This window comes from Sphaerisporangium album (assembly GCF_003323745.1).
GTDB lineage: Bacteria > Actinomycetota > Actinomycetes > Streptosporangiales > Streptosporangiaceae > Sphaerisporangium > Sphaerisporangium album.
The window spans coordinates 186,783-209,804 of record NZ_QOIL01000011.1 but is presented as its reverse complement, the minus strand read 5'-3'; the positions used below and the strand labels follow the sequence as shown (position 1 = coordinate 209,804).

At 70.6% G+C, this 23,022-nt stretch carries 16 protein-coding genes; 6 read left to right on the top strand and 10 right to left on the bottom strand.

Annotated features, from left to right (window positions below):
- Nucleotides 1-90: 90 nt before the first annotated feature.
- The 8 genes from DQ384_RS20705 to DQ384_RS20670 all read right to left on the bottom strand — a co-directional run bounded on the left by DQ384_RS20705 (nucleotide 91) and on the right by DQ384_RS20670 (nucleotide 11,301).
- The gene (locus tag DQ384_RS20705) at nucleotides 91-3,267 is read right to left on the bottom strand and encodes a type I restriction endonuclease subunit R (protein WP_114030500.1); all 3,177 of its coding nucleotides are present in this window, start codon (nucleotides 3,265-3,267) and stop codon (nucleotides 91-93) included.
- The gene (locus DQ384_RS20700) at nucleotides 3,267-4,421 is read right to left on the bottom strand and encodes a restriction endonuclease subunit S domain-containing protein (RefSeq protein WP_114030499.1); all 1,155 of its coding nucleotides are present in this window, start codon (nucleotides 4,419-4,421) and stop codon (nucleotides 3,267-3,269) included. Before DQ384_RS20700 ends, DQ384_RS20705 begins: the two co-directional genes overlap by 1 nt.
- A gap of 74 nt (nucleotides 4,422-4,495) precedes the next feature.
- Nucleotides 4,496-6,241, bottom strand: coding sequence for a type I restriction-modification system subunit M (locus DQ384_RS20695; protein WP_114030498.1), 1,746 nt, complete (start codon nucleotides 6,239-6,241; stop codon nucleotides 4,496-4,498).
- Nucleotides 6,242-6,694: 453 nt separating this feature from the next.
- Entirely contained in the window at nucleotides 6,695-7,138 is a 444-nt protein-coding gene (locus DQ384_RS20690; protein ID WP_245966652.1) for an HIT family protein, read from the bottom strand.
- Complete coding sequence (locus DQ384_RS20685; protein ID WP_114030497.1) at nucleotides 7,135-8,292, bottom strand: acyl-CoA dehydrogenase family protein; 1,158 nt, start codon at nucleotides 8,290-8,292, stop codon at nucleotides 7,135-7,137. Before DQ384_RS20685 ends, DQ384_RS20690 begins: the two co-directional genes overlap by 4 nt.
- Nucleotides 8,293-8,491: 199 nt before the next feature.
- Nucleotides 8,492-8,866, bottom strand: coding sequence for a DUF5335 family protein (locus DQ384_RS20680; protein ID WP_114030496.1), 375 nt, complete (start codon nucleotides 8,864-8,866; stop codon nucleotides 8,492-8,494).
- A 96-nt stretch (nucleotides 8,867-8,962) separates the two neighbouring features.
- On the bottom strand, nucleotides 8,963-10,519 hold the full coding sequence (locus DQ384_RS20675; protein WP_220183036.1) for a sensor histidine kinase: 1,557 nt from the start codon (nucleotides 10,517-10,519) through the stop codon (nucleotides 8,963-8,965).
- A gap of 41 nt (nucleotides 10,520-10,560) precedes the next feature.
- Entirely contained in the window at nucleotides 10,561-11,301 is a 741-nt protein-coding gene (locus tag DQ384_RS20670; RefSeq protein ID WP_114030494.1) for a response regulator transcription factor, read from the bottom strand.
- Nucleotides 11,302-11,438: 137 nt separating this feature from the next.
- On the opposite strand from DQ384_RS20670, the gene DQ384_RS20665 reads away from it, so the two are divergent.
- The 4 genes from DQ384_RS20665 to DQ384_RS20650 all read left to right on the top strand — a co-directional run bounded on the left by DQ384_RS20665 (nucleotide 11,439) and on the right by DQ384_RS20650 (nucleotide 15,444).
- Nucleotides 11,439-12,827, top strand: a complete 1,389-nt coding sequence (locus DQ384_RS20665) for a ferredoxin reductase family protein (RefSeq protein ID WP_245966651.1) — start codon at nucleotides 11,439-11,441, stop codon at nucleotides 12,825-12,827.
- A 40-nt stretch (nucleotides 12,828-12,867) separates the two neighbouring features.
- Nucleotides 12,868-13,386 (top strand): FMN-binding protein, encoded by a 519-nt coding sequence (locus DQ384_RS20660; protein WP_114030493.1) that lies wholly within the window; start codon nucleotides 12,868-12,870, stop codon nucleotides 13,384-13,386.
- The gene (locus tag DQ384_RS20655; protein WP_245966650.1) at nucleotides 13,386-14,162 is read left to right on the top strand and encodes an FAD:protein FMN transferase; all 777 of its coding nucleotides are present in this window, start codon (nucleotides 13,386-13,388) and stop codon (nucleotides 14,160-14,162) included. The genes DQ384_RS20660 and DQ384_RS20655 overlap by 1 nt, the downstream gene beginning before the upstream one ends.
- 73 nt (nucleotides 14,163-14,235) lie before the next feature.
- Entirely contained in the window at nucleotides 14,236-15,444 is a 1,209-nt protein-coding gene (locus DQ384_RS20650; RefSeq protein ID WP_245966649.1) for a MalY/PatB family protein, read from the top strand.
- Between the two features lie 126 nt (nucleotides 15,445-15,570).
- Here the strand turns inward: DQ384_RS20650 and DQ384_RS20645 are convergent, their stop codons facing one another.
- The gene (locus DQ384_RS20645; protein ID WP_114030491.1) at nucleotides 15,571-16,509 is read right to left on the bottom strand and encodes a diacylglycerol/lipid kinase family protein; all 939 of its coding nucleotides are present in this window, start codon (nucleotides 16,507-16,509) and stop codon (nucleotides 15,571-15,573) included.
- A gap of 200 nt (nucleotides 16,510-16,709) precedes the next feature.
- On the bottom strand, nucleotides 16,710-19,481 hold the full coding sequence (locus tag DQ384_RS20640) for an immune inhibitor A domain-containing protein (RefSeq protein WP_245966648.1): 2,772 nt from the start codon (nucleotides 19,479-19,481) through the stop codon (nucleotides 16,710-16,712).
- A 330-nt stretch (nucleotides 19,482-19,811) separates the two neighbouring features.
- Between DQ384_RS20640 and DQ384_RS20635 the strand changes: the two genes are divergently transcribed.
- Nucleotides 19,812-21,170, top strand: a complete 1,359-nt coding sequence (locus DQ384_RS20635; protein WP_114030490.1) for an FAD-binding oxidoreductase — start codon at nucleotides 19,812-19,814, stop codon at nucleotides 21,168-21,170.
- Nucleotides 21,171-21,250: 80 nt separating this feature from the next.
- A complete protein-coding gene (locus DQ384_RS20630; protein WP_114030489.1) occupies nucleotides 21,251-22,954 on the top strand; it encodes a serine/threonine-protein kinase in 1,704 nt (567 codons plus the stop codon).
- The last annotated feature ends 68 nt before the right edge of the window (nucleotides 22,955-23,022 follow it).

The window sequence follows — 23,022 nt, the reverse complement described above, 5'->3', positions numbered from 1 at the left end:
GACCGGCGGACCGGCCGCTTGTCGCGGTCCTCACCAGCGACGAGGAGTACAAGCGCTGTGTGGACTTCACGGGGAGGCTTGATGACCGGGTTACGAGGGGTGGAGGTCAACACCCTCGGCAAGCCGATCTGCCTCCACGTCGATCGCGGCCTCGTAGAACGCGGCCTCGTAGAACGCGTCGGCGAGCGCCACGATGATCCCTTTGATCGCAAGCCCGTCGGTGAAGAAGTAGTCGGCCATGGTGTTGTGCGCCTGCTGGTTGTCGGCGACGGCCTCGGTGACGGCCGCCTGGAAGTCCTGCGACTCCATGAACTGCTTCTTCGAGTTCACCCGGGTCTGCTGGATCAGGTCCGGGTCGGTGAGCAGTCGCTGCACGAGCCCCTGCACGAACTCCCGGATCTGGGACTCGGCGAACGACTCGGCACCGAAGAGGTCGTTCATCTTGTCGATGACGACCTGGAGCGCGACGTACTTCGGCTCCTTCCTGGTGCCGGTGCCCGCCGCGCTGATCCCCTTCAGCGCGCCGTCTCCGGTCAGCGAGATGTCGACCGCGATCGCCTTGTTGTGCTTCACACCGACCAGGACCACGTCCGACAGGTCGACATCGGCGCTCCACGAGGACTCGGCGATGACCCTCTCCAGAAGCCGGAGGAAGATCGAGAGCATCTCCATGTACGGGTCGGCGTAGTTGACGATCTGGCTCATGAAGTCATAGAGCCGCACGTAGGTGGAGACGTCCTTGCGGAACAGATCGAGGGTGTTGAGCGTGACCTTGTCCTCGGCCTCGATCGCCGCCGCGTAGCGACGCCGGAAGTCATGCTGAGCTGGGCTGATCGCCGCCGAGAGCGCGTTGTTGCCCTTGCGGGCGACCCACAGCTCGGCGACCTGGCGGACCTGCTCCTCGGTGTAGATCCCCGCCTGGGCGAGCTTGTTCGCAAGGTGGACAACGACGTACGGGTCGGTCTCGGTCTCCAAAGTGGCGTTGGTGAAGTACGGCTCGAAGGCGGCCCGGATGTCGTCGGGCTTGTTGGCGAAGTCGATGACGAACGTCTTGGTCTTCTGCTCCCCTCCGGCGGTGCGGTGAGTTCGGTTGAGCCGGGAGAGCGTCTGGACGGCGGTGACCCCGGAGAGCTTTCTGTCGACGTACATCGCCGAGAGCAGCGGCTGGTCGAAGCCGGTCTGGAACTTGTTGGCGACCACCATGATCTTGTACGTGTCGCCCTTGAACGCGGCGGCTAAATCGGCGCCCGCTCCGGGGTTCATCTTGGCCTCGGTGAAGTCGTCGTCCTCCGGCGGCCTCGGCCCCCAGTCCTGGCTCCACTCGTCCTTCTCGGTCATCGACACCGACCCGGAGAAGGCGACTAAAGTCCGGTAGTTGTACGACGCGTCCTCGGCGGCCCGCTTGGCGATGTAGGCCTCGATCGCCTTCCGGTACTTCACCGCGGCCTTGCGCGAGTCGGTGACGACCATCGCCTTCGCCCTGCCCTCCAGCAGGTGGGCGACGTTGACGTGGAAGTGCTCGACGATGATCTCGACCTTCTGGCTGATGTTGGTCGGGTGGAGCTGCACCCATCGCATCAGCCCCTTGCGCGCGGCCGACTCCTCGACCTCGCCACCGTCACCGCTCTCGGCCTTACCGGCGATCTTCAACGCGGTGTCGTAGGACTGGTAGCCCTTGAGCACGTCGAGGATGTAGCCCTCCTCGATCGCCTGCTTCATCGAGTACAGGTGGAACTCGCGCTTGCCGCCCGGACCCTGGCGGCCGAACAGGTCCAGAGTCTTGTTCTTCGGCGTCGCGGTGAAGGCGAAGTAGGAGATGTTCTCCGACTCGGCCCGCTCGGTCATCTCCGCCGCCAGGATCGCCTCGACGTCGACCGAGCCACCGTCTTCGATCTCCTTGATCTCCTCGGCGGTCAGGACCTGCTTCAGCTTCGAGGAGATCTGCCCCGACTGCGAGGAGTGCGCCTCGTCGGCGATAACAGCGAACCGCTTGCCCTTCAGGCCGGAGTCGGCCCGGATCTCATCGAGGGCGTGCGGGAAGGTCTGCACCGTCACCGCGATGATCAACTCGCCGTTCTTCAGCGCCTGGGCCAGGAGACCGGACTTCGACTTCGCGCCGGCCTTGCGCACGTCCTCGGGGCTGATCGTCGCGACGATCTTCCCGGTGCCGTCGATCTGCCGGATCGCGTCCTGAAGCTGCCCGTCGAGCACCGTGCGGTCGACGACCACAATGACCGAGTCGAAGACCTTCTCATCATCGACGTGGAGCCGCGCGAGACGGTGCGCCGTCCAGGCGATCGTGTTCGTCTTCCCCGACCCTGCGGAGTGCTCAATCAGGTAGCGCTGGCCAACACCCTCGTCGGTCACGGCGGCCACGATGTTCGTGACCGCCTCCCACTGGTGGAACCGGGGGAACAGCATGCTCGTACGGCGCACCGATGTGCCGGTCGCGACGTCCCACTCCTCCTTGGTCTCCACGATCATCAGCCGGCCGATGATGTTGAGCCACGCGTGCTTCTCCCAGACCCGCTCCCACAGGTACGCCGTCGCCGACTTCCCGTCCACACCGGGCGGATTCCCGGCACCGTCTTCGAAGCCGGTGTCGAACGGCAGGAAGTGCGTCTTGTCGCCTTCGAGCCGGGTCGTCATCGCGGCCCGGTCGTTGGACACCGCGAAGTGGACCAGCGCCCGGTGCCCGAACGACAGCAGCGGCTCGACTCGGCCGCTGGTCAGTGGGTTGCGTTCCTTGCGGTACTGCTGGATCGCCTCGTCCAGCGACTGCGTGAAGTCGGTCTTCAGCTCCACCGTGGCGACCGGGAGCCCGTTGACGAAGAACACCAGGTCGATGCTGCGCTTGTCGGCGGTCGAGAAATGTACCTGGCGCATCACCCGCACGCGCATCGCCGCATACTCGGCGTTCGTCGTCTCGTTCAGCGTCGTCTCGGGCCGGAACTGTGCCATCTTCAAACGGCCACCACCGATGTACAGCACTCCGGTACGAAGGATGTTCAGCATCCCGCCGCCGTGCTCCAGCGGCTTGTCCAACACCGTGACCAGCACGTCGAGGAACTTCGCCTGCGACCCAGCCGCCTTCAACGCCTTCTCGTACGCCGCCTTCTGCGTCGCCTCCAGCCACGCGAACAGATCCTCGGGGAACAGCGCTCGCTCCCGGTCATATCCGGTGTCGTTGGCTGAGTACAGCCAGCCGTGCGCTGCGAGGTACTCACAGATCTCGGTCTCGAAGACAACCTCGTTGTGGTCGGCCATCACACGGCTCCTCGTACGTCGATCTGGCCGGTCACCGCCGCCGTGATCAGCGCGGCTCGGCGCTCCCGCGAGAGCTCGATGAACCGCTCGGTTTCCGCAATCAAGGCATCGATAGCAGAGACTTTCGTATCCAAGTCAATAGCAATCCGGCGCTGCGAATCCAGAGAGATGGTCGGGAACGGCAACTCGCGCAGAGCCCCAACGTTGAAGTGCCCTTGGAGTGCTCCAACGGAGCCTTCATCAATATGGGAAGCGGCCACAGGAGAGTTGAGGTACCAGACGAGGAAGTCTGCGTCAGTTCCCGTCCCCGGACGAATTATGAGGATATCAATGGCGTTGGCACCATCAAGCGATTCAGGGACCTTGGCGGCTGCACCAGCCTGACCAGTTCGGACGACGACAACATCCCCCCCATTGAGGCGGGACTTGGGGTTTGCGGCGTCCCCTTCAGCGGAGATGTACACCAGGTCACGAGTAGAAACAGAACCTCGGTTGATGTTGAGGCCGCGCAGGGCAGGTACGCCGTCCTCTACGTACCACCGGGAAGGCTGCACGACGATACCGACGGTGACGTCCCGGACTACGCGTTTCAGCGGCTGCTGAGCCTGAGCGTCGAGGAAGGCGGCACCGATGACTGCCTCGCGACGCTCGCGGAGCATCACGATCAGACGCTGCTGCTCTTCGATGAGCGTGTCAATGCGGGCAGTCTCGCGGTCGAGGTAGTCGGCGATGGCGCGTTGCTCCTCCAGTGGCGGCACCGGAACCGCCATGCGAAGGAAGACCTCTGGGTAGAGGCGAAGCCGCGACGACCAGATCCCCCGAGAGATCCGAGTCATTTCCATCACGTACTCAGTCGAGCGATACAGATAGTCGAAGAATCTCGGCTCGAACGGTGCCGCGGGGCGCGGCCGGTAGACACCATAAGCCGGGCTCACGATGCCTGCATGCCGAGCGACGCCAAGAGCGCCCATCCAGGCCCACATCGTGTTGATGACGAGGTCACCTTGCTCGACAACACGGTATCCCTCGAGGCTCTCGGCCTCCGTCATCGTGACATTCTTCTCCGATCGGGGACCGACTCCAGTTAGGTGCGAGACACTGAGAAGTTCCTCAGAGCCGTCCGTCGACAGCGTTTGCGCCTCGAACAGCAGCACCTTGTTCCGCATCCAGCACCAGTGGCGTGGAATCGAGGCGGTCCAGGCTGGCGCTAGATCGGTGTGGGCGTTGGTCACTGCTCGACCTCCCGCAGCAGATCGAGGATCTTGGCGACCTGCTTTTCCAGGTCGGCGTCGATCTCGGCGAGAGGGCGGGGCGGGACGTACTTGTAGAAGTGGCGGGTGAAGGGGATCTCGTAGCCGACCTTGGTCTTGGCCCAGTCGATCCAGGCGTCCGGCACGTGCGGCTTCACCTCGGTGTCGAAGTACGCCTGGATGACCTCGGCCTTGGCCGCGGCGCCGGCGGTCGAGCCGCCGTAGGTGAAGGGCACGTTCTCGGTGTCGCGCTTCTTGGGGTCGGGCTTCGGGGTGCCCTTGCGGTCGACGACGGGGTTGCCGTCCTCGTCCAGAAGTGGCCGCTCGACGGTGATGGCCCAGTAGCCGAACTCGTCGGTGCGCAGCACCTTTGAGAAGTCTGGGTCGGCGTCGGTGAAGTCGGCGTACAGCCGCACGACCTGGGCGCGGTCGGTGTCGCTGATCTCGCGGCCCTTGGAACCGAGGTTCTTGCGCATCTTGGTCCAGAACGACGTGCCGTCGATGAGCTGGACCACGCCCTTGCGGGCGGGGTGCTTGTCGTTGTCGAGGATCCAGATGTAGGTGGCGATGCCGGTGTTGAAGAACATGTTGGTCGGCAGCGCGACGATCGCGTCGACCAGGTCGTTCTCCAGCAGCCACTTGCGGATGTTGGACGGGCCGGACTCGGCGGCGCCGTTGAAGAGCGGCGAACCGTTCATGATGATCCCGGCCCGGCCGCCGCCGTCCTCGGGGGCGCGCATCTTGTGCGCCAGGTGCAGCAGGAACAGCATCTGCCCGTCCGAGGTGGCGGGCAGGCCCGGCGCGAACCGGCCGTACGGCCCGGCCTCCGCTTTCTCCTTGGTGACGGCCTTGGCGTACTGCTTCCAGTCGACGCCGTACGGCGGATTGGACATGCAGAAGTCGAACTGGCGGCCCTTGAAGGCGTCGTCGGTCAGCGTGTTGCCGAAGGCGATGTTGGACGCGTCGTGGCCCTTGGCGAGCAGGTCGGACTTGCAGATCGCGTACGACTGGGGGTTGTACTCCTGGCCGTACAGGCTCAGCCGGGCGTCCGGGTTCTGTGCGAGCAGGTGCTCCTCGGCCAGGGCGAGCATGCCGCCGGTGCCGGCGGTGGGGTCGTAGAGTGTGCGAACGATGAGTGCCTCAGACAGGTCGGCGTCCTTTTCGGCGAAGAGCAGGTCGACCAGCAGCCGGATCGCGTCACGCGGCGTGTAGTGGTCACCGGAGGTCTCGTTCGCGGCCTCGTTGAACTTGCGGATGATGTACTCGAACGCGTCGCCCATGTCGGCGTTGGACACGACATCGGGGTGCAGGTCGACGGCGCCGAAGGACTTCACGATCTCGCGCAGGAGACCGGCCCTCTCCAGGGCGATGATCTCCTTCTTGAAGTCGAAGTACTCGAACACATCGACATCGACGGAGAACCGGTCGATGTAGTCGACGAGGTTGTCCTCGAGCCCGTCCGCGTCCTTCAGAAGGTTGTCGAAGCTGTACTTCGAGGTGTTGTAGAACGGCCGGCCGGTGGCCTTCTTGACCTCCATCCGGAGCCGGGCCGGGTTTTCGTACGCCGCGGCCAGGGCTCGGACGGTCTCGCGGTCCGGCTCCAGGATGCAGTCGAGGCGCCGAAGGATCGTGAACGGGAGGATCACGTTCCCGTACTGGTTGGGGCGGTAGGGTCCCCGAAGCTGGTCGGCGATCGACCAGATGAAACTACCGAGCGTGCTCACAGGGCTCCTTACAGGACTCACTCAACATGCATGGCTGCGCGGGGCCACTGGGGTAGTCGCGCCCCCGCAACGCACGTCCGCTGACGAGGCGTCGGGAAGCCATCTTCGCGCACCTCGGCCTCCTGCGTACGCGGGAAATCAGCCGGAAATTCAGGCCCGCCCGCACCGTAGCGGAGGGGCCGGCGCGAAGCGCGGCAAGGGGAGGTCAGGCAGCCTCGGCGAACTCCGCCTCACACAGGCCGCGCGGGATCGGGCCACTCTGAACCACCGCGGCCGATGCCCAGATCCGGCGCGGGCGGATATCAGCGAACCCTTCGGCGTCGCCGCCCTTGGACCCGCTCCGCTCTGAGCCTCACCAGCCGACAGTTGCATGGGCTGTTGTGCGGGTCGTCGTTCCCTCCTTATAGGCGAACATCACGTTTGCGTGCCGGGCGCCGCCCGTCATCCGGCACGCTATGGGGTGGCTTCAAGGGTCTCGCGGATTCTTTTGGCGTAGGTGGCGGCTTCGGTGTCGTCTTCGTATTTGACTCTCGGCCAGAAGAAGCCGCGCAGGCCGTCCTTGCGGTTGCGGGGTACGATGTGCGCGTGCAGGTGCGGCACGCTCTGGCTGACCTTGTTGTTCATCGCCACGAACGTGCCCGCCGCCGCGAGCCCGTCCTCCACCGCGCGCGCGAGCGCCCGCACCCGCGTGAAGAACGGGCCGACCGCCTCCACCGGCAGGTCGGTGAGGGTCTCGACGTGCGTCCTCGGGACGACGAGGACGTGCCCCTTGAACACCGGGCGCGCGTCGAGGAACGCCACGGCGACGTCGTCGGCGTGCACGACGTGCGCGGGCAGCGCACCGGCGGCGATCTCGCAGAACGGGCAGCCGGGCACCGTCCCGGCGGCGGCGCTCACCAGCCCACCTTCGCGTCCCCGGACACCAGCGCGCGGGCGATCACGATGCGCTGCACGTCGTTGGTGCCCTCGCCGATGGCCATCAGCGGCGCGTCCCGGTACAACCGCTCGACCACGAACTCCTGCGAGTACCCGTACCCGCCGTGGACGCGCATCGCCTCCATCGTGGTCCTGACCGCGACCTCGGAGGCGAAGTACTTGGCCATCGCGGCCTCGGCGTTCACCGCCCCGGCCTCCGAGCGCCTGGCCGCCCAGTACGTCATCAGGCGGGCCGCCTGGATCTCGGTGGCCATGTCGGCGAGCTTGAGCTGGATCGCCTGGAACTCGGCGATGGGACGGCCGAAGGCGTTGCGCTCCTTGGCATAGGCCAGCGCCGCCTCGTAGGCGCTCTGGGACACCCCGACCGCGCGGGCCGCGATGTTGATACGGCCGAGTTCGAGGGCGGACAGCACCTGCTGCATGCCGCGCCCCTCCACGCCGCCGAGCAGCGCCGAGGCCGGCACGCGGACCCCGTCCAGGACCACCTCGCACGTCTCGGTGCCCTTGTAGCCGAGCTTGGGCAGGTCGCGGCTGATGGTGAAGCCGCGGTCGGCGTCCACGAGCAGCACCGACATGCCCTTGTGGGCGGGCTCGGTGACGGAGGTCTTCACCAGGACGGGCAGCGGGTCGGCGTGCCGGGCGTTGGTGATCCACGTCTTGGTGCCGTGGATCACGTACTCGCCGCCCTCGCGGACCGCCCGGGTCCGGATGCCCTGCAGGTCGGTGCCCGCGCCCGGCTCGGTCAGGGCGATGCCCGTGCGCCGCTCGCCGGTGGCCAGCGCCGGCAGGTACGCCTCGCGCTGCTCCTCAGTGCCGTACCTGGCGATCATCCATGTCGACAGGGAGTGGGAGCCGAGGACGCCGGCCACGCCCATCCAGCCGCGGGAGATCTCCTCGAAGACCAGGGCGAACGACACCCGGTCCAGGTCCAGGCCGCCGTACCGCTCGGGGACCGTGACGCCGAACAGCCCGAGCCGCGCGAAGCCCTCGACGATCTCCGCCGGGTAGCGGCCCTCGCGCTCCCAGTCGGAGGCGACCGGGACGATCTCCTTGTCGACGAACTGGCGCATGGTGCGCTGGAACAGCCGCTGCTCCTCGTTCAGCTCGAAATCCATGGACGTCCGATCTCCTCGCTCCGGCCGCCGCGCGGGGGCGGCTCGCCCGGCCATGGTTTCACGCTGCCACGCCGGCCGCCCCGGCGCGAGGCGGGGGCCGGCCGGGCACGGGTGATCACCTGGCCTCGGACGCGGCCGGGCACGGACGATCGGGCGCTGAGATCCGGCGCTGCAGATCGGGCGCTGAGATCCGGCGCGGTCAGGCGTAGGCGGTCTCGGGCGTCTCGACGAGGTAGACCGTCACGATCGTCTGGTCGCCCTCGGCGTCGTACACGTCGAAGGCCCGCTGCTCCCCCTGCCCGACGACGTCGGCGAGGATCGTCCGGGGGTGGTCGACCGCGTGGCGCAGCACCACCGGGTAACGCCCGTCCCGGCCGCCCACGCCGACCGAGAACTGGTCGTCCTTCGGGTCGTACTCCAGGTAGGCCAGCGGCAGCCTCTCCGCCTCGTAGAGATCGCCGAAATCCTTGCGCAGCTCCTCGATCGTCACGTCGGCGCCCTCGTAGTCGCGGGTCATCGCGTCGAAGAACTCTCGCCACCGGTCGCGCGGTAGCTCCGGCCGTTGCTCGTTCATCTCCTCGCCCCCTCCCCGGCCGCAACTGGGCCGCGTCCTCACCATGCTGGGCGAATCGTTGATCGTCCACATCACCCGATCGACTAGAACCGCCGGTCAAGGATGCGGCACGTGCCCCGTCCCGGACGTGGGGAAGGCCTCCGGCCCCGCGGGCAGGGCCTCCGGCCCCGGCGTGGGGAGCAGGATGCGGAACACCGTGCGGCCGGGACGGCTCTCGGCCTCGACCGAGCCGCCGTGCGCGGCCACCACCGCCCGGACGATCGCCAGCCCGAGCCCCGTGCCGCCCGAGGCCCGCGACCGGCCCTGGTCGGCGCGGACGAACCGCTCGAAGATCTCCCCCACGAGCTCCTCGGGGATTCCGGGCCCGTCGTCGATCACCGAAAGCTCCGTCAGCCCCGCCGGTCCCGCCGGCCCGTGCGCGGGGGCGCCCGTCACAGGCTCGCGCGCGGGGGCGCCCGCCCGGACCAGCACGGTGGTGCCCGCCGGGGTGTGCCTGCGGGCGTTGTCGAGCAGGTTGGCCAGCACCTGGTGGAGCCGGTCGGCGTCCCCCCGGATCATCACCGGCTCCTCGGGCAGGTCCAGCCGCCAGCGGTGATCGGGCCCTGACACGCGGGCGTCGCCGGTGGCGTCCAGGACCAGCCGGGTCAGGTCCACCTCGTCGCGCCGCAGGGGGCGCCCGGCGTCCAGGCGGGCGAGCAGCAGCATGTCCTCGACGAGACGGCCCATGCGCACCGACTCCGCCTGGATCCGGTCCAGCGCCCGCCCGACCTCCGGCGGCACGGGGCCGGGGTGGCGGCGGGCCAGCTCGGCGTGCCCGCGGATCGCGGCCAGCGGCGTGCGCAGCTCGTGGCCGGCGTCGGCGGCGAACGTCCGCAGGCGCTGCTCGCCCGCGTGCCGGCGGGCCAGGGCGTCGCCGACGTGCTCCAGCATCCGGTTGAACGCCGCCCCGACCTGCCCGACCTCGGTGCGGAGGTCGGTGTAGGGGACGCCGTCCGGCAGCGCGACCTCGCCGTCGGCCAGCGGCAGCTCGGTCACGCCGCGCGCGGTGGCTGCCACCCTGCGCAGCGGGCGCAGCGCGGCGCCCACCCACATGGCCCCGGCGACGCCGGTGACCAGCAGGGCGACGGCGAAGACCACGCCCTCCACCACCTGGAGCCGGTGGACGATCCCCTCGGCCTCCACGAGAGGAAGCCCGGTGACGAGCGTGTCGCCGTCGGCCCCCGGCACGGCCATCAGCCGGTAGTCGCCGAGCCAGGAGAGCCTCGCGCTGTGCCCGTGCCCGTCGGCCGGCAGCGCCGCGAGCGTGGCCCGATCCCGCGGGGACAGGCTCAACGCGGAACCGGCGGCCGAGACGTCGTCCAGGTCGCGGCGCGGGCTCACCACCCCGGCGTGCGTCACCGTCCCGTTCAGCACCCGCGCGCCGAAGGTGCCCGCCGCCTGGGCCCGCGTGTCGCCCCGGGCGGCGTACCGGTCGTCGCCGGGCTGGGTGGCGGCGTGCTCCAGGCTGGCGGCGTACCTGCCCTTGGACTGGGCGAGCTGGTGGTCGACGCCCGCGAGCAGGGAGCGGTCCAGGGCGAGGAAGCTGGCCACGCCCACCGCCGCGCAGGCGCAGGCCAGCAGGACGAGCAGCCCGGCGATGAGCCGGCCTCGCATGGTCGCGGGCAGCCCGCGTGCCCACCGTGTCCGCGCGGGGATCATCCGGACGCCGGTTTGATCACGTACCCGACGCCCCGGACCGTGTGGATCAGCGGCGGCGCCCCGGCGTCGATCTTCCTGCGCAGGTAGGAGATGTACAGCTCGACGACGTGCGCCTGCCCGCCGAAGTCGTACGACCAGACGCGGTCGAGGATCCGCGCCTTGCTGAGCACCCGCCGGGGGTTGCGCATGAGGAAGCGGAGCAGCTCGAACTCCGTCGGGGTGAGGTCGACCAGGTGCCCGGCCCGGGTGACCTCGCGCGCGTCCTCGTCCATGACCAGGTCGCCGACGACCAGCCTGTTCCCGTCGCCGGCGCGGGCCATTCCGGCCCGGCGCAGCAGGCCGCGCAACCGGGCGAGGACCTCCTCCAGGCTGAAGGGCTTGGTCACGTAGTCGTCGCCGCCCGCGGTGATGCCGGCGATGCGGTCCTCCACCGCGTCCTTGGCCGTGAGGAAGAGCACGCAGACCTGGGGGATCTCGGCGCGCAGCCGGCGCAGGACCTCCAGGCCGCCGATGTCGGGCAGCATGACGTCCAGCACGACGGCGTCGGGGGTGAACTCGCGGGCCGTCCTCAGCGCGGACGCGCCGTCGCCCGCCACCCGCACCTGCCAGCCCTCGTAACTCAGCACCGCGCTCAGGACCTCGGCCAGGTCGGGCTCGTCGTCGACGACCAGCACGCGCACGGGCGTGCCGTCGGGGCGCACCAGGCCCGTGACCGGGGGTTTCGTGGTCTCCTCCATGGTTTTCCCAGGGTCCTCTCCGTAATGCAACGCACCCTATGGGATTCCTCTGAGAATCCTCTGAAGGGCCGTCCTGAGAGGAAACGCAGAGAATGCGCTGGCACGGTGGCCGGTGAACCCGACGAAGGGAGCATTTCGTGACCACCATCGACGCCGGCCATCGGGGACGGGCGCCTGGGCGGCACACCTCCGCCCCGGACCGGCGCCCGGCGCGGGGCGTGCGTCCGGGCGTGGTCTCGGCGGTGACCCTGGCGCTCATCGGCGCGGGGGCGGCGGCCGTGGTCGGGCTGTGGTGGGCGGACACCCCGTCGGTGGCCGGGATCGGCGACTGGCTGACGAACGCGGGGCGGATCACCGGGCTGCTGGCCGGCTACGCGATCGTCGTGCTGCTCGCGCTCATGGCGCGCGTCCCGGCGCTGGAGCGGGGCCTCGGCGCCGACCGGCTGGCCCGCTGGCACGCGATGGGCGGGCGGTACACCGTCGGGCTCGCCGTCGCGCACACCCTGCTGATCATCTGGGGCTACGCCGTCACCGGCCACGCCTCGGTGGTGTCCCAGACGGCGAGCCTGGTGCTGTCCTACCCCGACGTGCTGGAGGCGACGGTGGCGGTGCTGCTGCTGGTCGGCGTCGGCGTCGTGTCCGCGCGGGCGATCCGGCCGCGCATGCGCTACGAGACCTGGTTCTACCTGCACTTCTACACGTATCTGGCCGCGGCGCTGGCGTTCGGCCATCAGCTGTCCGGCGGCGCGGAGTTCGCAGGGAACCGGGCCGCCCGGCTCGCGTGGTACGCGCTGTACGGCGGGGTGGGGGCGCTTCTGGTCTGGTACCGGTTCCTCACCCCCGTGGCGCGGGCCTTCCGGCACCGGCTACGGGTCACGCACGTCGTGCGCGAGGCCCCGGACGTCGTCTCGATCCACCTGACCGGGCGCCGTCTCGGCGAGCTGAGGGCCGAGGCCGGGCAGTTCTTCCGCTGGCGGTTCCTCACCCGGGACCTGTGGTGGGCGGCCAATCCGTACTCCCTGTCGGCCGCGCCCTCGCCGCACGAGCTGAGGATCACGGTCAAGGACCTGGGCGACCAGAGCCGGTCGCTGGCCCGCCTGCGGCCGGGGACGCGCGTGGCGGCTGAGGGCCCGTACGGCGCGTTCACCGCGGGGCGGGCGACCAGTCGCAAGGTGCTGATGATCGCCGGCGGGGTGGGCATCACGCCGATCCGGGCGCTGTTCGAGACGGTGCCGGGCGAGGTCACCCTGCTCTACCGGGCGAGCGCCCCGCGGGACGTGGTCTTCCAGCACGAGCTGTCGGCCATCGCCGCCGCGCGGGGCGCGGCCGTGCACTATCTGGTGGGCCCGAGGGCGCGGATCGGCGAGCCGTTCACGGCCGAGGTCCTCGCCTCGCTGGTCCCCGGGCTGCGCGACCACGACGTCTACGTGTGCGGGCCGCCCGGCATGACGGCGGCCGCCGTGGCGGCGCTGCGCCGCGCCGGGGTGCCGCGCCGCCGCGTCCACCACGAGTCCTTCGAGTTCTGACCGCCCGCCGGTCTCCGGCGTCCTGATCCGAGGAGCCCCCATGCGCAGAGCCACGTTCGCCGTGCTCGCCACGGCCGCCGGCCTGATCCTGCTGCTCTCGTTCAAACCCCACGACGTGGCCTCCGCCGACCGGCCGCCCGCCGCCATCGCCCCCGCGACGGCCCCCTCCGCCCAGGACGGCTCCGTCGCCTCCGGTAGCGACTCCGGCTCGTCCGGAGGCGACTCCGGGACGCGGGCGGGCGGCTCCGGCTCGTCGTCGGGCGGTTCAGGCTCGTCCACGGGCTCGCGCACGGTGACCGGGGACGCCGTCGACACCCGCTGGGGCCCCGTCCAGGTGCGGATCACCGTCGCGGGCGGGCAGATCACCGCGGTGGACGCCGTGGTGGTCCCGGACGCCAACCCCCGCGACCGGGAGATCAACTCCGTGGCCGTGCCGATCCTCACCCAGGAGGCGCTGGCGGCGCAGAGCGCCCGGATCGACACGGTGTCCGGCGCGACCTACACCAGCGAGGGCTACACCGGATCCCTGCAGAGCGCCCTGGACAAGGCGGGCCTGTAGTGCGGCACGTCGAGCGCGTCATGGGCACGGTCTTCTCCTTCGACCTGCGGCACGAGCCGTCCGAGGAACTGCACGCGGCCCTGCGCGGGGCGGTGGCCCTGCTCCACCAGGTGGACGCGGTGTTCTCGACCTACCGCGTGGACAGCCCGGTCAGCCGTCTCGGGCGCGGCGAGATCACCCTGGCCGAGTGCCCGCGGGAGGTCGCCGAGGTGCTGGCGCTCTGCGAGGAGGCGGCGGCGGTCAGCGTGGGGTACTTCACCGGCGCCCCGGGCGGGCGGCTCGACCCGTCCGGCGTGGTGAAGGGGTGGGCGGTGGAACGGGCGTCGGCGCTGCTGCGCGCGGCGGGCGCGACCCGGCACTGCGTCAACGGCGGCGGCGACGTGCGGGTCTCGGGCGAGCCGGAGCCCGGCCGGCCGTGGCGGGTGGGGGTCGCCGACCCGTGCCGCCCCGGCGAGCTGGCCACGGTCGTCTCCGGCCGTGATCTCGCGGTGGCGACGTCGGGGACGGCCGAGCGCGGCCCGCACATCCTGAACCCGCACACGGGCGCCCCGGCGACGGGCCTGGTTTCGGTCACCGTGGTCGCCGAGACGCTGACCAGGGCGGACGCGATGGCCACGGCGGCCTTCGCCATGGGAGCGGCGGCCCGTGACTGGGCCGAGCGGCAGCCGGGCCTGGAGGCGTTCGCGGTCGCGCCGTCGGGGGCGACGTGGTGGACCGGCGGCTTCCTCCGCTATGGCCTGGTGGAACCGGCACAAGTCCCAAAACCTATGCTATGACCTGACTTATCGGTGAAGCGGGGAATACTCGGCCTCCTGGCCGGGTCCGGCGGCCCTTCGCGAAGGGATGATCTTGACCAGCACAGGCGGCGGCCACGCGGGCCCTCTGTCCGCGTACACCCTCGACCAGCTCCGGGAGCGGCGCAGCTCCAAGTGGCGGGAGTATCCACCGGACGTGCTGCCGGTGTGGGTGGCGGAGATGGACACCCCGCTCGCCGAGCCGATCGCGGCGGCGCTGGCCGAGGCGATCCGCCAGGGCGACACCGGGTACGCCGCCACCGGAGGACTGCCGGAGGCGTTCGCCGGGTTCGCCGCGCGCCGGTTCGGCTGGCGCCCCGACCCGGCCGCGATGCGCCTGGTTCCGGACGTCATGGCGGGCATCGTCGAGGTGCTGCACCTGGTCACCGAGCCCGGGGACCGGGTGGTGGTCAACACCCCCGCCTACCCTCCGTACTTCTACTGGCTCCCCCGCATCGGCCGCCCGATCGTCGAGAACCCCCTGGTGCTCACCCCGGCCGGCTACCGGCTGGACCTCGCCGCGCTGGAGCGCGACTTCGCCGCCGGGGCCTCCGCCTTCCTGCTGTGCAACCCGCACAATCCCACCGGCCTGGTCTTCGGCGAGGACGACCTGCTGGCCGTCGCCGGGCTCGCCGGCCGGTACGGGGTGCGGGTGGTCTCGGACGAGATCCACGCGCCGCTCGTCTACCCCGGGGCCCGGCACGTGCCGTTCGGGTCGCTGGACGCCACGGCGGGCGCCCGCTCGATCACGCTGGCCTCGGCCTCCAAGGCGTGGAACCTCGCCGGGCTGAAGGCGGCGCTGGCCGTCCCCGGCGCGGAGGCCCACGCCGACGTCGCCCGCATCGCCCCCGAGGTCGCCGACGGCGCCGGGCTGCTCGGCGTGATCGCCTCGGAGGTGGCCTTCGCCTCGGGCGAGCCGTGGCTGGAGGAGCTGCTGGCCGATCTCGCCGCCAACCGGGCGCTGCTCGGCGAGCTGCTGGCCGAGCGGCTGCCCGAGGCCGGGTACCAGCCGCCGCAGGCCACCTACCTCGCCTGGCTGGACCTGCGCGCGCTGGGGCTCGGCGACGACCCCGCCGACTGGCTCCGGCGGCGGGGCGACGTCGCGCTGTACCCCGGGCCGAAGTTCGGGGCCCCCGGGCGCGGGTTCGCCCGGTTCAACTTCGCCACCTCCCCCGGGCGGGTGGCCGACGCGGTCGGCCGGATGGCGGCCTCGCTGGCCGGCCGGCCCCGTGCGGGCGCGGGCGGGACGCCGGTACGTCCCTAGCCGCCGCGCCCGCCGGGAGGCGTTCAGCCGAGCAGGGTGGTCAGGAAGGCGTTGGTGAAGATCCGGTGCGGGTCCAGGGCCTCGGGCGGGCGTTCGTCACCGAGGTCACCCTGCGCGCCCGTTCGATCAGGTGTCGACGAAGCGCGGGGGCACCATCACCCGCAGGCCGTTCGGAATCGTGCGGATCGTCAGAGGCGTGCGCAGGCGGACCTCGCCGTCGACGTCGGCGGCGATCGTGGGCTCGGTCTCCAGCAGCATCTCGCCGCCGGTGACGAACGGGCCGCCCGCCAGGCTGCGCCAGCGCCCGCCCGCCGCCCGTACCATCGTCTCGGCGATCAGCCGGAGCCGCTTGCCCGAGCCGAGCTGGTAGGCGACCAGGCGGCGGTTGTCGATGCTGATGTCCCGGGCGATCTGCCAGCCGCCGTGGTAGCGCCCGTTGGCGATGTTGAGCTGGTGGGTCAGCAGCTCGTGACGGCGGCCGTCCACGGTGATGAAGGCGCGGAAGGGCTTGTGCCCGGGCAGGACGGTCAGCGCGGTCAGCGGGTAGGCCGCGCGGCCGAGGGCGCGCTTGAGCCAGGGCTTCACCGTGCCGGCGACCTCGACCGACACCCCGAAGCTGGCGAGGTTGGCGAAGGGACGGTCGCCCGCCATGCCGAGGTCGATGTCGGCGACCTTGCCCCTGCTGAACACCTTGACGGCCAGGCCCAGGTCCAGCGGCAGGCCGAGGCTGCGGGCGAAGTTGTTGGTCGTGCCGAGCGGCAGGACGCCGAGGGCGACGTCGCGGTGGGCGACGTGCTTGACGGCCTCGCTCAGGCTGCCGTCGCCCCCGCCGACCACGAGCAGGTCGGGCCGCAGGTCGAGGGCCTCGTTGATCGTCTGCGGAAGCCGCGACGGGTCCATGACCGCGTAGGACCGCAGTGGCCGGAACCCGTCGGCCTCCAGCAGCCGCAGCGACTCGAAGTACCTGTGGCGGCCCTTGCGGGACCGGGTGTTCACCACCAGGACGGCTCGGCGCAGGTCGCGGATCGCCGCCGTGTGCTCCGCCTTGCTCCGCAGCTCGCTCACCGATCTTCCGTCCTTAGCGCTTCCGGGGGGACATGCCGTGCAGTCGCGAAACGTCCTGGACAGCGTACGGGACGGGCGCGGCGATGCCGTACCCGTCCCGCAGGCCGTTTCACGGGCCGCCCGTGCCGGCGCGGCCCGCCCGCGTCACCCGCCCGGACGGCTCACCGTCCGGGCGGGTGCCCGCGTTTCACTCCTTGTGGTTACTTCTTCGGCGTGGTGAACTGCGCGATCACGCCGAGGTTGCCCGGCAGCGGAGCCAGGAGCTGGATCTTCACGCCGAGCTGCTTGCCCTCGTCACCGGGGTTGCCGGAGCCGAGGGTGAAGCCGTTGACGTCCTCTCCGTACAGGTCCGTCGCGGGGGTGCCGTCGGCGTTGACCACACGGAGGGAGTAGGGCGCGTTGCCCTTGGACGGGACGACCGTGGAACCGTCGCGGAACCGGAAGTACAGGCCGGTGTCGCGGCTCTCCAGGCCCGGGTACCAGCCCTTGGCGTCGGTGAACGTGCTGACCGGGTTCTGCGGCTGGAACTGCGTGCAGTACTCGGTGAACGCCGCGCCCTCGATGCACTCCTTGAAGGGGTACGTCTTGATGAAGCCGAAGGCCGCGTTGGACGACTGCGGGCGGGAGGGGATGTTCTTCAGCGTGCTGGTGTCCACCGTGGCCGCCTGGCCGGTGCGGCGCAGCGGGTCGAAGTGGGAGTCCACCAGGAGGAGCTGGCCCTTGGCGCCCGCGGACGGCAGCTCCCAGACGTTGCTCGCCGGGTTGTTGTAACCGAGCGAGGCGTCGCGCAGCCACACGAGCATGCCCGGCGCGTTGTAGGGGACCTTCTCGACCTTCCAGGCGCCGTCGCGGTTCCAGGTCGTGTCGTAGGTGTAGCTCAGGCCCTTGTCGAAGCCGTCCAGGTTACGCCACTCGGCGAGGTAGTACTGGGCGCTCTTCAGGAAGCCCGGGTGCTGCACCCAGCCCGCGCCGCTCGTGTCGACGAAGGTGCCGGTGGCGGGGGTCCAGCCGGCGAGGCCGGACTCCACGTCGTCGCTCCAGAGGGTGCTGCCACCGCTGACGAGCGAGAAGTCGTCGACGAACCAGCCGCGCTCGTTGGCGGCCGCGTCGGTCGCGTACCGGAGGCGGAGCTTGACGTTCTTGCCGGCGAACGGAGCCAGGTCGGCGTAGAAGTGCTGCCAGCCGCCGGAGTCGCCGGTCAGGCCGTACTTCTTGTTGCCGTAGTCCTTCATCCGCTTGTTGGGGTCGGCGTAGTCGTCATCGGTGGAGACGAGCGCGCCGTCCGCGCCGTAGATCTTCTGCTCGTTCCAGGTCGCGCCGCCGTCGGTGGAGACCTCGACGAAGCCGTAGTCCCAGTCGCCCTCGATGGTGTAGTCGTTCCAGAACCAGAACTTGGTGTCGGCCCCGGCCGGGACGGCGATGTCACGCGTCAGCTTGACGTCGGCCCAGTCCTGGTCGTTGCTCGCCCACCACACCTTGGCGCCGCTGTGCGGGGTCGTGAGCGTGACGTCCTTGTCGGGCAGGTTGACCCGGACGCCGTCCTCGGTCAGCTTGGGCGTGCGCGAGGACTGGCCCACGGTGAGGAGCTTGGTGCCGTCGCCCGGGTTGAGGACCTTCGGGTTGGCCCAGCCGAGCACCCACTTGTCCCACAGGCCCATGTGGATCGGCATGGACTGGAAGATCGGGCCGGAGTGGGAGCCGGTGGACATGAGGTCCCAGAACTCCACGTCGCTGTCGCCTGCGCCGGTCGCGTCGTACAGGTCGGGCAGGCCGAGGTCGTGGCCGTACTCGTGGGCGAACACGCCGACGCCCGAGTCCTCGGGCTGCACGATGTAGTTGGAGATCTTGACCGAGGTGCCGGGGATCGTGTAGCCGCCCGGGATCGCGCTGGAGTGGGCCCAGATGGCGAAGGTGCCCTGGGCGCCGCCGCCGCCGGACTTGTCCTCACCCGCGTGGACGAGCACCAGGTGGTCGATCACTCCGTCGGGCTCGGCGTAGTTGCCGTCGCCGTCGGCGTCGGAGGTGTCCTCCTGGTCGTAGTCGGCCCAGGGGAAGTTCGGGTTCGCCTTGGCCAGCTCGTTCACGGCGTCCACGCCCATCTGGGCGGCGCCGCGCGGGTTGTCCGGGTGGCCGGAGGAGTCCTGGACGGCGGCGTGGCAGGCGCCCGCGCCGTACCAGGCCTCGGAGTGCGGGACCTTGATCCAGCCGATGGCCTCACCGGTGACGGTGTAGGCGCCCTTGGACATCTCCTCGTACATGTTCTTCATGGTGTAGCCGGAGATGTCGATGCCCGGCTTGCCGTCGCGAGGGTCCTTCAGGTCCGTGCGGACCCGCTTGGTGATGCCCTTGGTGCTGTAGAGCATGTCGTTGTAGTGGGCGTTGTTGAAGTCCTTCACCCACATCGAGTTGTTGTCCTTGCCGCCGCCAGCGGCCGTGGCGGGGTCCGGGATGTTGTTGTGCAGCGGACCGCTGATCTTGGTGCCGGGCGGCTCGGTGATGCAGTCGTCCGCGTCGGTGGTGTCCTTCGGGTGGCTGAACCCGGAGAAGTCGTCGTTGGCGTTCTCGTTGAATTCGACCAGCAGCGTGAGCAGCTTGGCCTTCTTCGTCGTCTGCGCCTTCTTGTACAGGAACTCGAAGGGGTTCTTACCCGTGCGGACGGCCTGGCGCTCGTGCTTGGCGAGCTCGCGGGCCGCGACCGGGTTGCCCTCGGCGAACTTGTGGTCGATGTCCTCGGCGGTCGGGGTGCCCGCCTTCCGCTTGTCGGTGGCGGTGTCCACCTTCTCGTCGGACTTCGACGCGCTGTCGCCCTGGACCCTCGGCGGCGCGTAGTTGATGTAGTAGTCGCTCGCCGTGGGCACGTACCTGGCGACCGTCGTGTCCCCCGACGCCGCGGCGCTGGTGACCGAGAGGCCGGCGGCCGCCAGTCCCATGACCGGCAGCACGGCGACGAGCCGCCTGATTTTGCGTGACAACAGGGTTCCTCCTCCGCCCGTGGCCGGGCTTCACCCGGGTTCACCGGGCGACGTCCAAGGCACGCCGGGATGGACGCGCCAGCAGTGGAGATCCGGCGCGTCCACCATGGAACGCCCCAGAATCGGCAAAGCGGACGTTAGAGGAAAAAGTAAAGTAACAGTAAAGGCATCCGAGGATGTTGTGAAATCGTCATACGGATCGGACGGCGCCTACGGGGTTCCAGCGTCCCGGACGTCCCGTACCCTCCCTTTACCGGCGAACACCGCCAGACATATCACCTCTTGCCCCCGAGTCGGCGGGTTTCCCGGGCAGAACGTACAGTCACAGGCGTGAACGCTCTCGCTGCCCTGGTCGACGCGCTCCCGGCTGGACGAGTCCTGACAGATCCGGACGTCACCGATTCCTACGCCCGCGACCAGACCTTCCTCGTGCCCGGCACCCCGCTGTGCGTCGTGGCGGCGCAGACCCGTGACGACGTCGTGACCACCCTGCGCTGGGCGACCGAGCACCGCGTGCCGGTCGTCCCCCGGGGCGCGGGCACCGGGCTCGCCGGCGGCGCGACGGCCGTCGACGGCTGCGTGACGCTGTCCCTCGCGCGCATGACCGCGATCCGCGAGCTGTCCCCCGCCGACGAGATCGCCGTGGCCGAGCCCGGCGTGATCACCGCCGACCTGGACCGCGCCGCGCGCGAGCACGGGCTCATGTACGCCCCCGACCCCTCGTCCTACGAGATCTCCACGATCGGCGGCAACCTCGCCACCAACGCGGGCGGGCTGCGCTGCGTGAAGTACGGCGTGACCCGGGACTCCGCGCTCGGCTTGGAGGTCGTGCTCGCCGACGGCAGGATCATCTCCACCGGGCGCCGCACCATGAAGGGCGTGACCGGGTACGACCTCACGGGCCTGTTCGTCGGCTCGGAGGGCACGCTCGGCGTCATCACCTCGGCCACCCTGCGCCTGCGCCGGGCCCCCGCGCTGCCGCCGGTCACCATCGCCGCCGAGTTCCCCTCGCTGCGCGCCGCGGGCGACGCCGTGGCGGCCATGGTCGCGGCCGGGTGCCGGCCGTCGCTGCTGGAGCTGATGGACCGCAACACGCTCAAGGCGATCGACGACTGGAAGAACATCGGCCTCGAACCCGGCGTCCAGGCCATGCTCATCGCGCAGGCCGAGGGCGACGCGCCCGGCGACGCCGCCGAGATGGCGCGGCTGTGCGAGCTGAACGGGGCCGGCTTCGTCGCGGTGTCCTCCACCCCCGAGGAGACCGAGGAGCTCATCGGCATCCGGCGCCTGGCCTACTCCGCCAAGGAGCGGCTCGGGGCGTGCCTGGTGGAGGACGTGTGCGTCCCCCGCTCGGTGCTGCCGGACATGATCTCGGCGGTCGAGCGGGCCGCCGCCCGCCACGACGTGCTGATCTGCACGGTCGCGCACGCCGGGGACGGCAACCTGCACCCGGTGTTCATCTTCGACCGGGGCCTGCCCGAGCCGCCGCAGAACGTCTGGGCGGCGGCCGACGAGGTGTTCCGCGCCGCTCTCGACCTCGGCGGCACGCTCACGGGCGAGCACGGCGTCGGGCTGCTCAAGCGGCGCTGGCTCGGCCTGGAGAGCGGGCCGGTCGTGAGCGAGGTCCAGCGGGGGATCAAGCAGGTCTTCGACCCTCTGGGCATCCTGAACCCCGGCAAGGCCATCTGACCATGAAACCCCGATACCAACGGTCTCGCTGGTAGCGTTCTATCTCAGAACGGGCAGACAGGCGGATATCGGGGGTCGGGGTGGCACAGGCGCTCACGGACGACGATCCGCGCCGCCTCGGCGCGTTCGAGATCACCGGGCGCCTCGGCGAGGGCGGCCAGGGCGTCGTCTACCTCGGCAGCGGCCCGGACGGGCGGCAGGTGGCGATCAAGCTGCTGCACGCGCGGCTCTCCTCCGATCCCGAGGCCCGTGGGCGCTTCCTGCGCGAGGTCTCGGTCGCGCAGCGCGTGGCCCGGTTCTGCACCGCCGCCGTCCTGCACGCCGACCTCGCCGGCAACCGGCCGTACATCGTCAGCGAGTTCGTGCCCGGACCCTCGCTGCGCCAGCTCGTCGAGCGCGAGGGGCCGCGCCGGGGCGCCGCGCTGGACCGCCTGGCCATCAGCACGGCGACCGCGCTGTCCGCGATCCACCGGGCCGGCATCCTGCACCGCGACCTCAAGCCCGCCAACGTGCTCATGGGCCCCGAAGGCCCCGTGGTCATCGACTTCGGCATCGCCAAGGCGCTGGACTCCCCCGGCGCGACCGTCACCCAGGACACGCTCGGCACCCCGTCGTACCTGGCCCCCGAGCAGCTCAGGGGCGCGCCCGTCACGCCCGCCGTGGACCTGTTCGCCTGGGGCGTCACGATGGTCTTCGCCGCCACCGGGCGGCCGGCCTTCGGCGCGGACTCGATCCCCGCGGTGATCAACCGCATCCTCAACGAGCAGCCCGACCTGTCCGCGCTGGACGGGCCGCTGCGCGGCGTCGTGGCCGCGTGCCTGTCGAAGGACCCCGCCCGGCGCCCGTCGGCCGACGACGTGGTCGCGCACCTGATGGGCCGCCCGGCCGGCCCGCCGCCGGGATCTCCCGGAGTGGCGGGATCCGCCGGGGCGGCCGGCAAGGACGGGCGCGGGGCGAGACGCGGGGGCAGGGCGGTCCTGCTGCCGGTCGCGGCGGGGGCGGTGGCCGCCGTCCTGGCCGGAGGCGGCGCGCTGATCGCCCAGACGGTCGCCTCCACCGCGGCCCCGGTGCCGCCGACGGCCACGCCGACCACCGTGCCCACGGGCTCCGAGCCGCTGGTGGAGGGCACCGCGTCCGTCGCGCCGGTCCCGAGCGCGACCATGGCGAGCCCGTCGAGGAGCAGGACGCCCCGTCCCACGGCCGGGACGACGCGCCAGGCCACCGCCCCGGCGAAGAAGCCGGCCCATACCGCGAGGCCGTCGAAGTCCCCCACCCCGACGAAGGCGCCGACGAGGTCCCCGTCGCCCTCGGACCGGCCCACGAGCGCGCCGACGCCCACGGGCAAGCCGACCCCGACGAGCAAGCCCACGGCGAGCCCGACGGCCAAGCCCACCGTCAAGCCCACCGTCAAGCCCACGGTGAAGCCCAGCGTCACGCCGACCCCCAAACCCACGCCCAAGCCGAACCCGTACACGGCGGCCCAGGTGTGCGGGTCGGGGTACAAGGTCCTCGAATCCCACGCGTTCGGCTCCGGGACGACCTATCTGCTCTACAACGGCGCGGTGGGGAAGAACTGCGTCGTCACGCTGTCGAAGTACGTCGTGCCGCAGAAGGTCAGGATGAGCGCGATCCTCCAGGTGAAGGGCGGCGCCACCGGGAGCGACACGGGCGTCTACACCGCCTACGCCGGGCCGATCCGCCTCGCCGCCAAGAAGGTGTGCGTGATCTGGGGCGGCGGGTACGGCTCCGCCACGTGGAAGAGCGGCTGGTCCCACTGCGGCTAGCCGGGTCCGCCGCCGGAAGTGTCGGCGCGGTGTACTAACTTCTGGGCCAGGCCACCGGCATCCGGGGA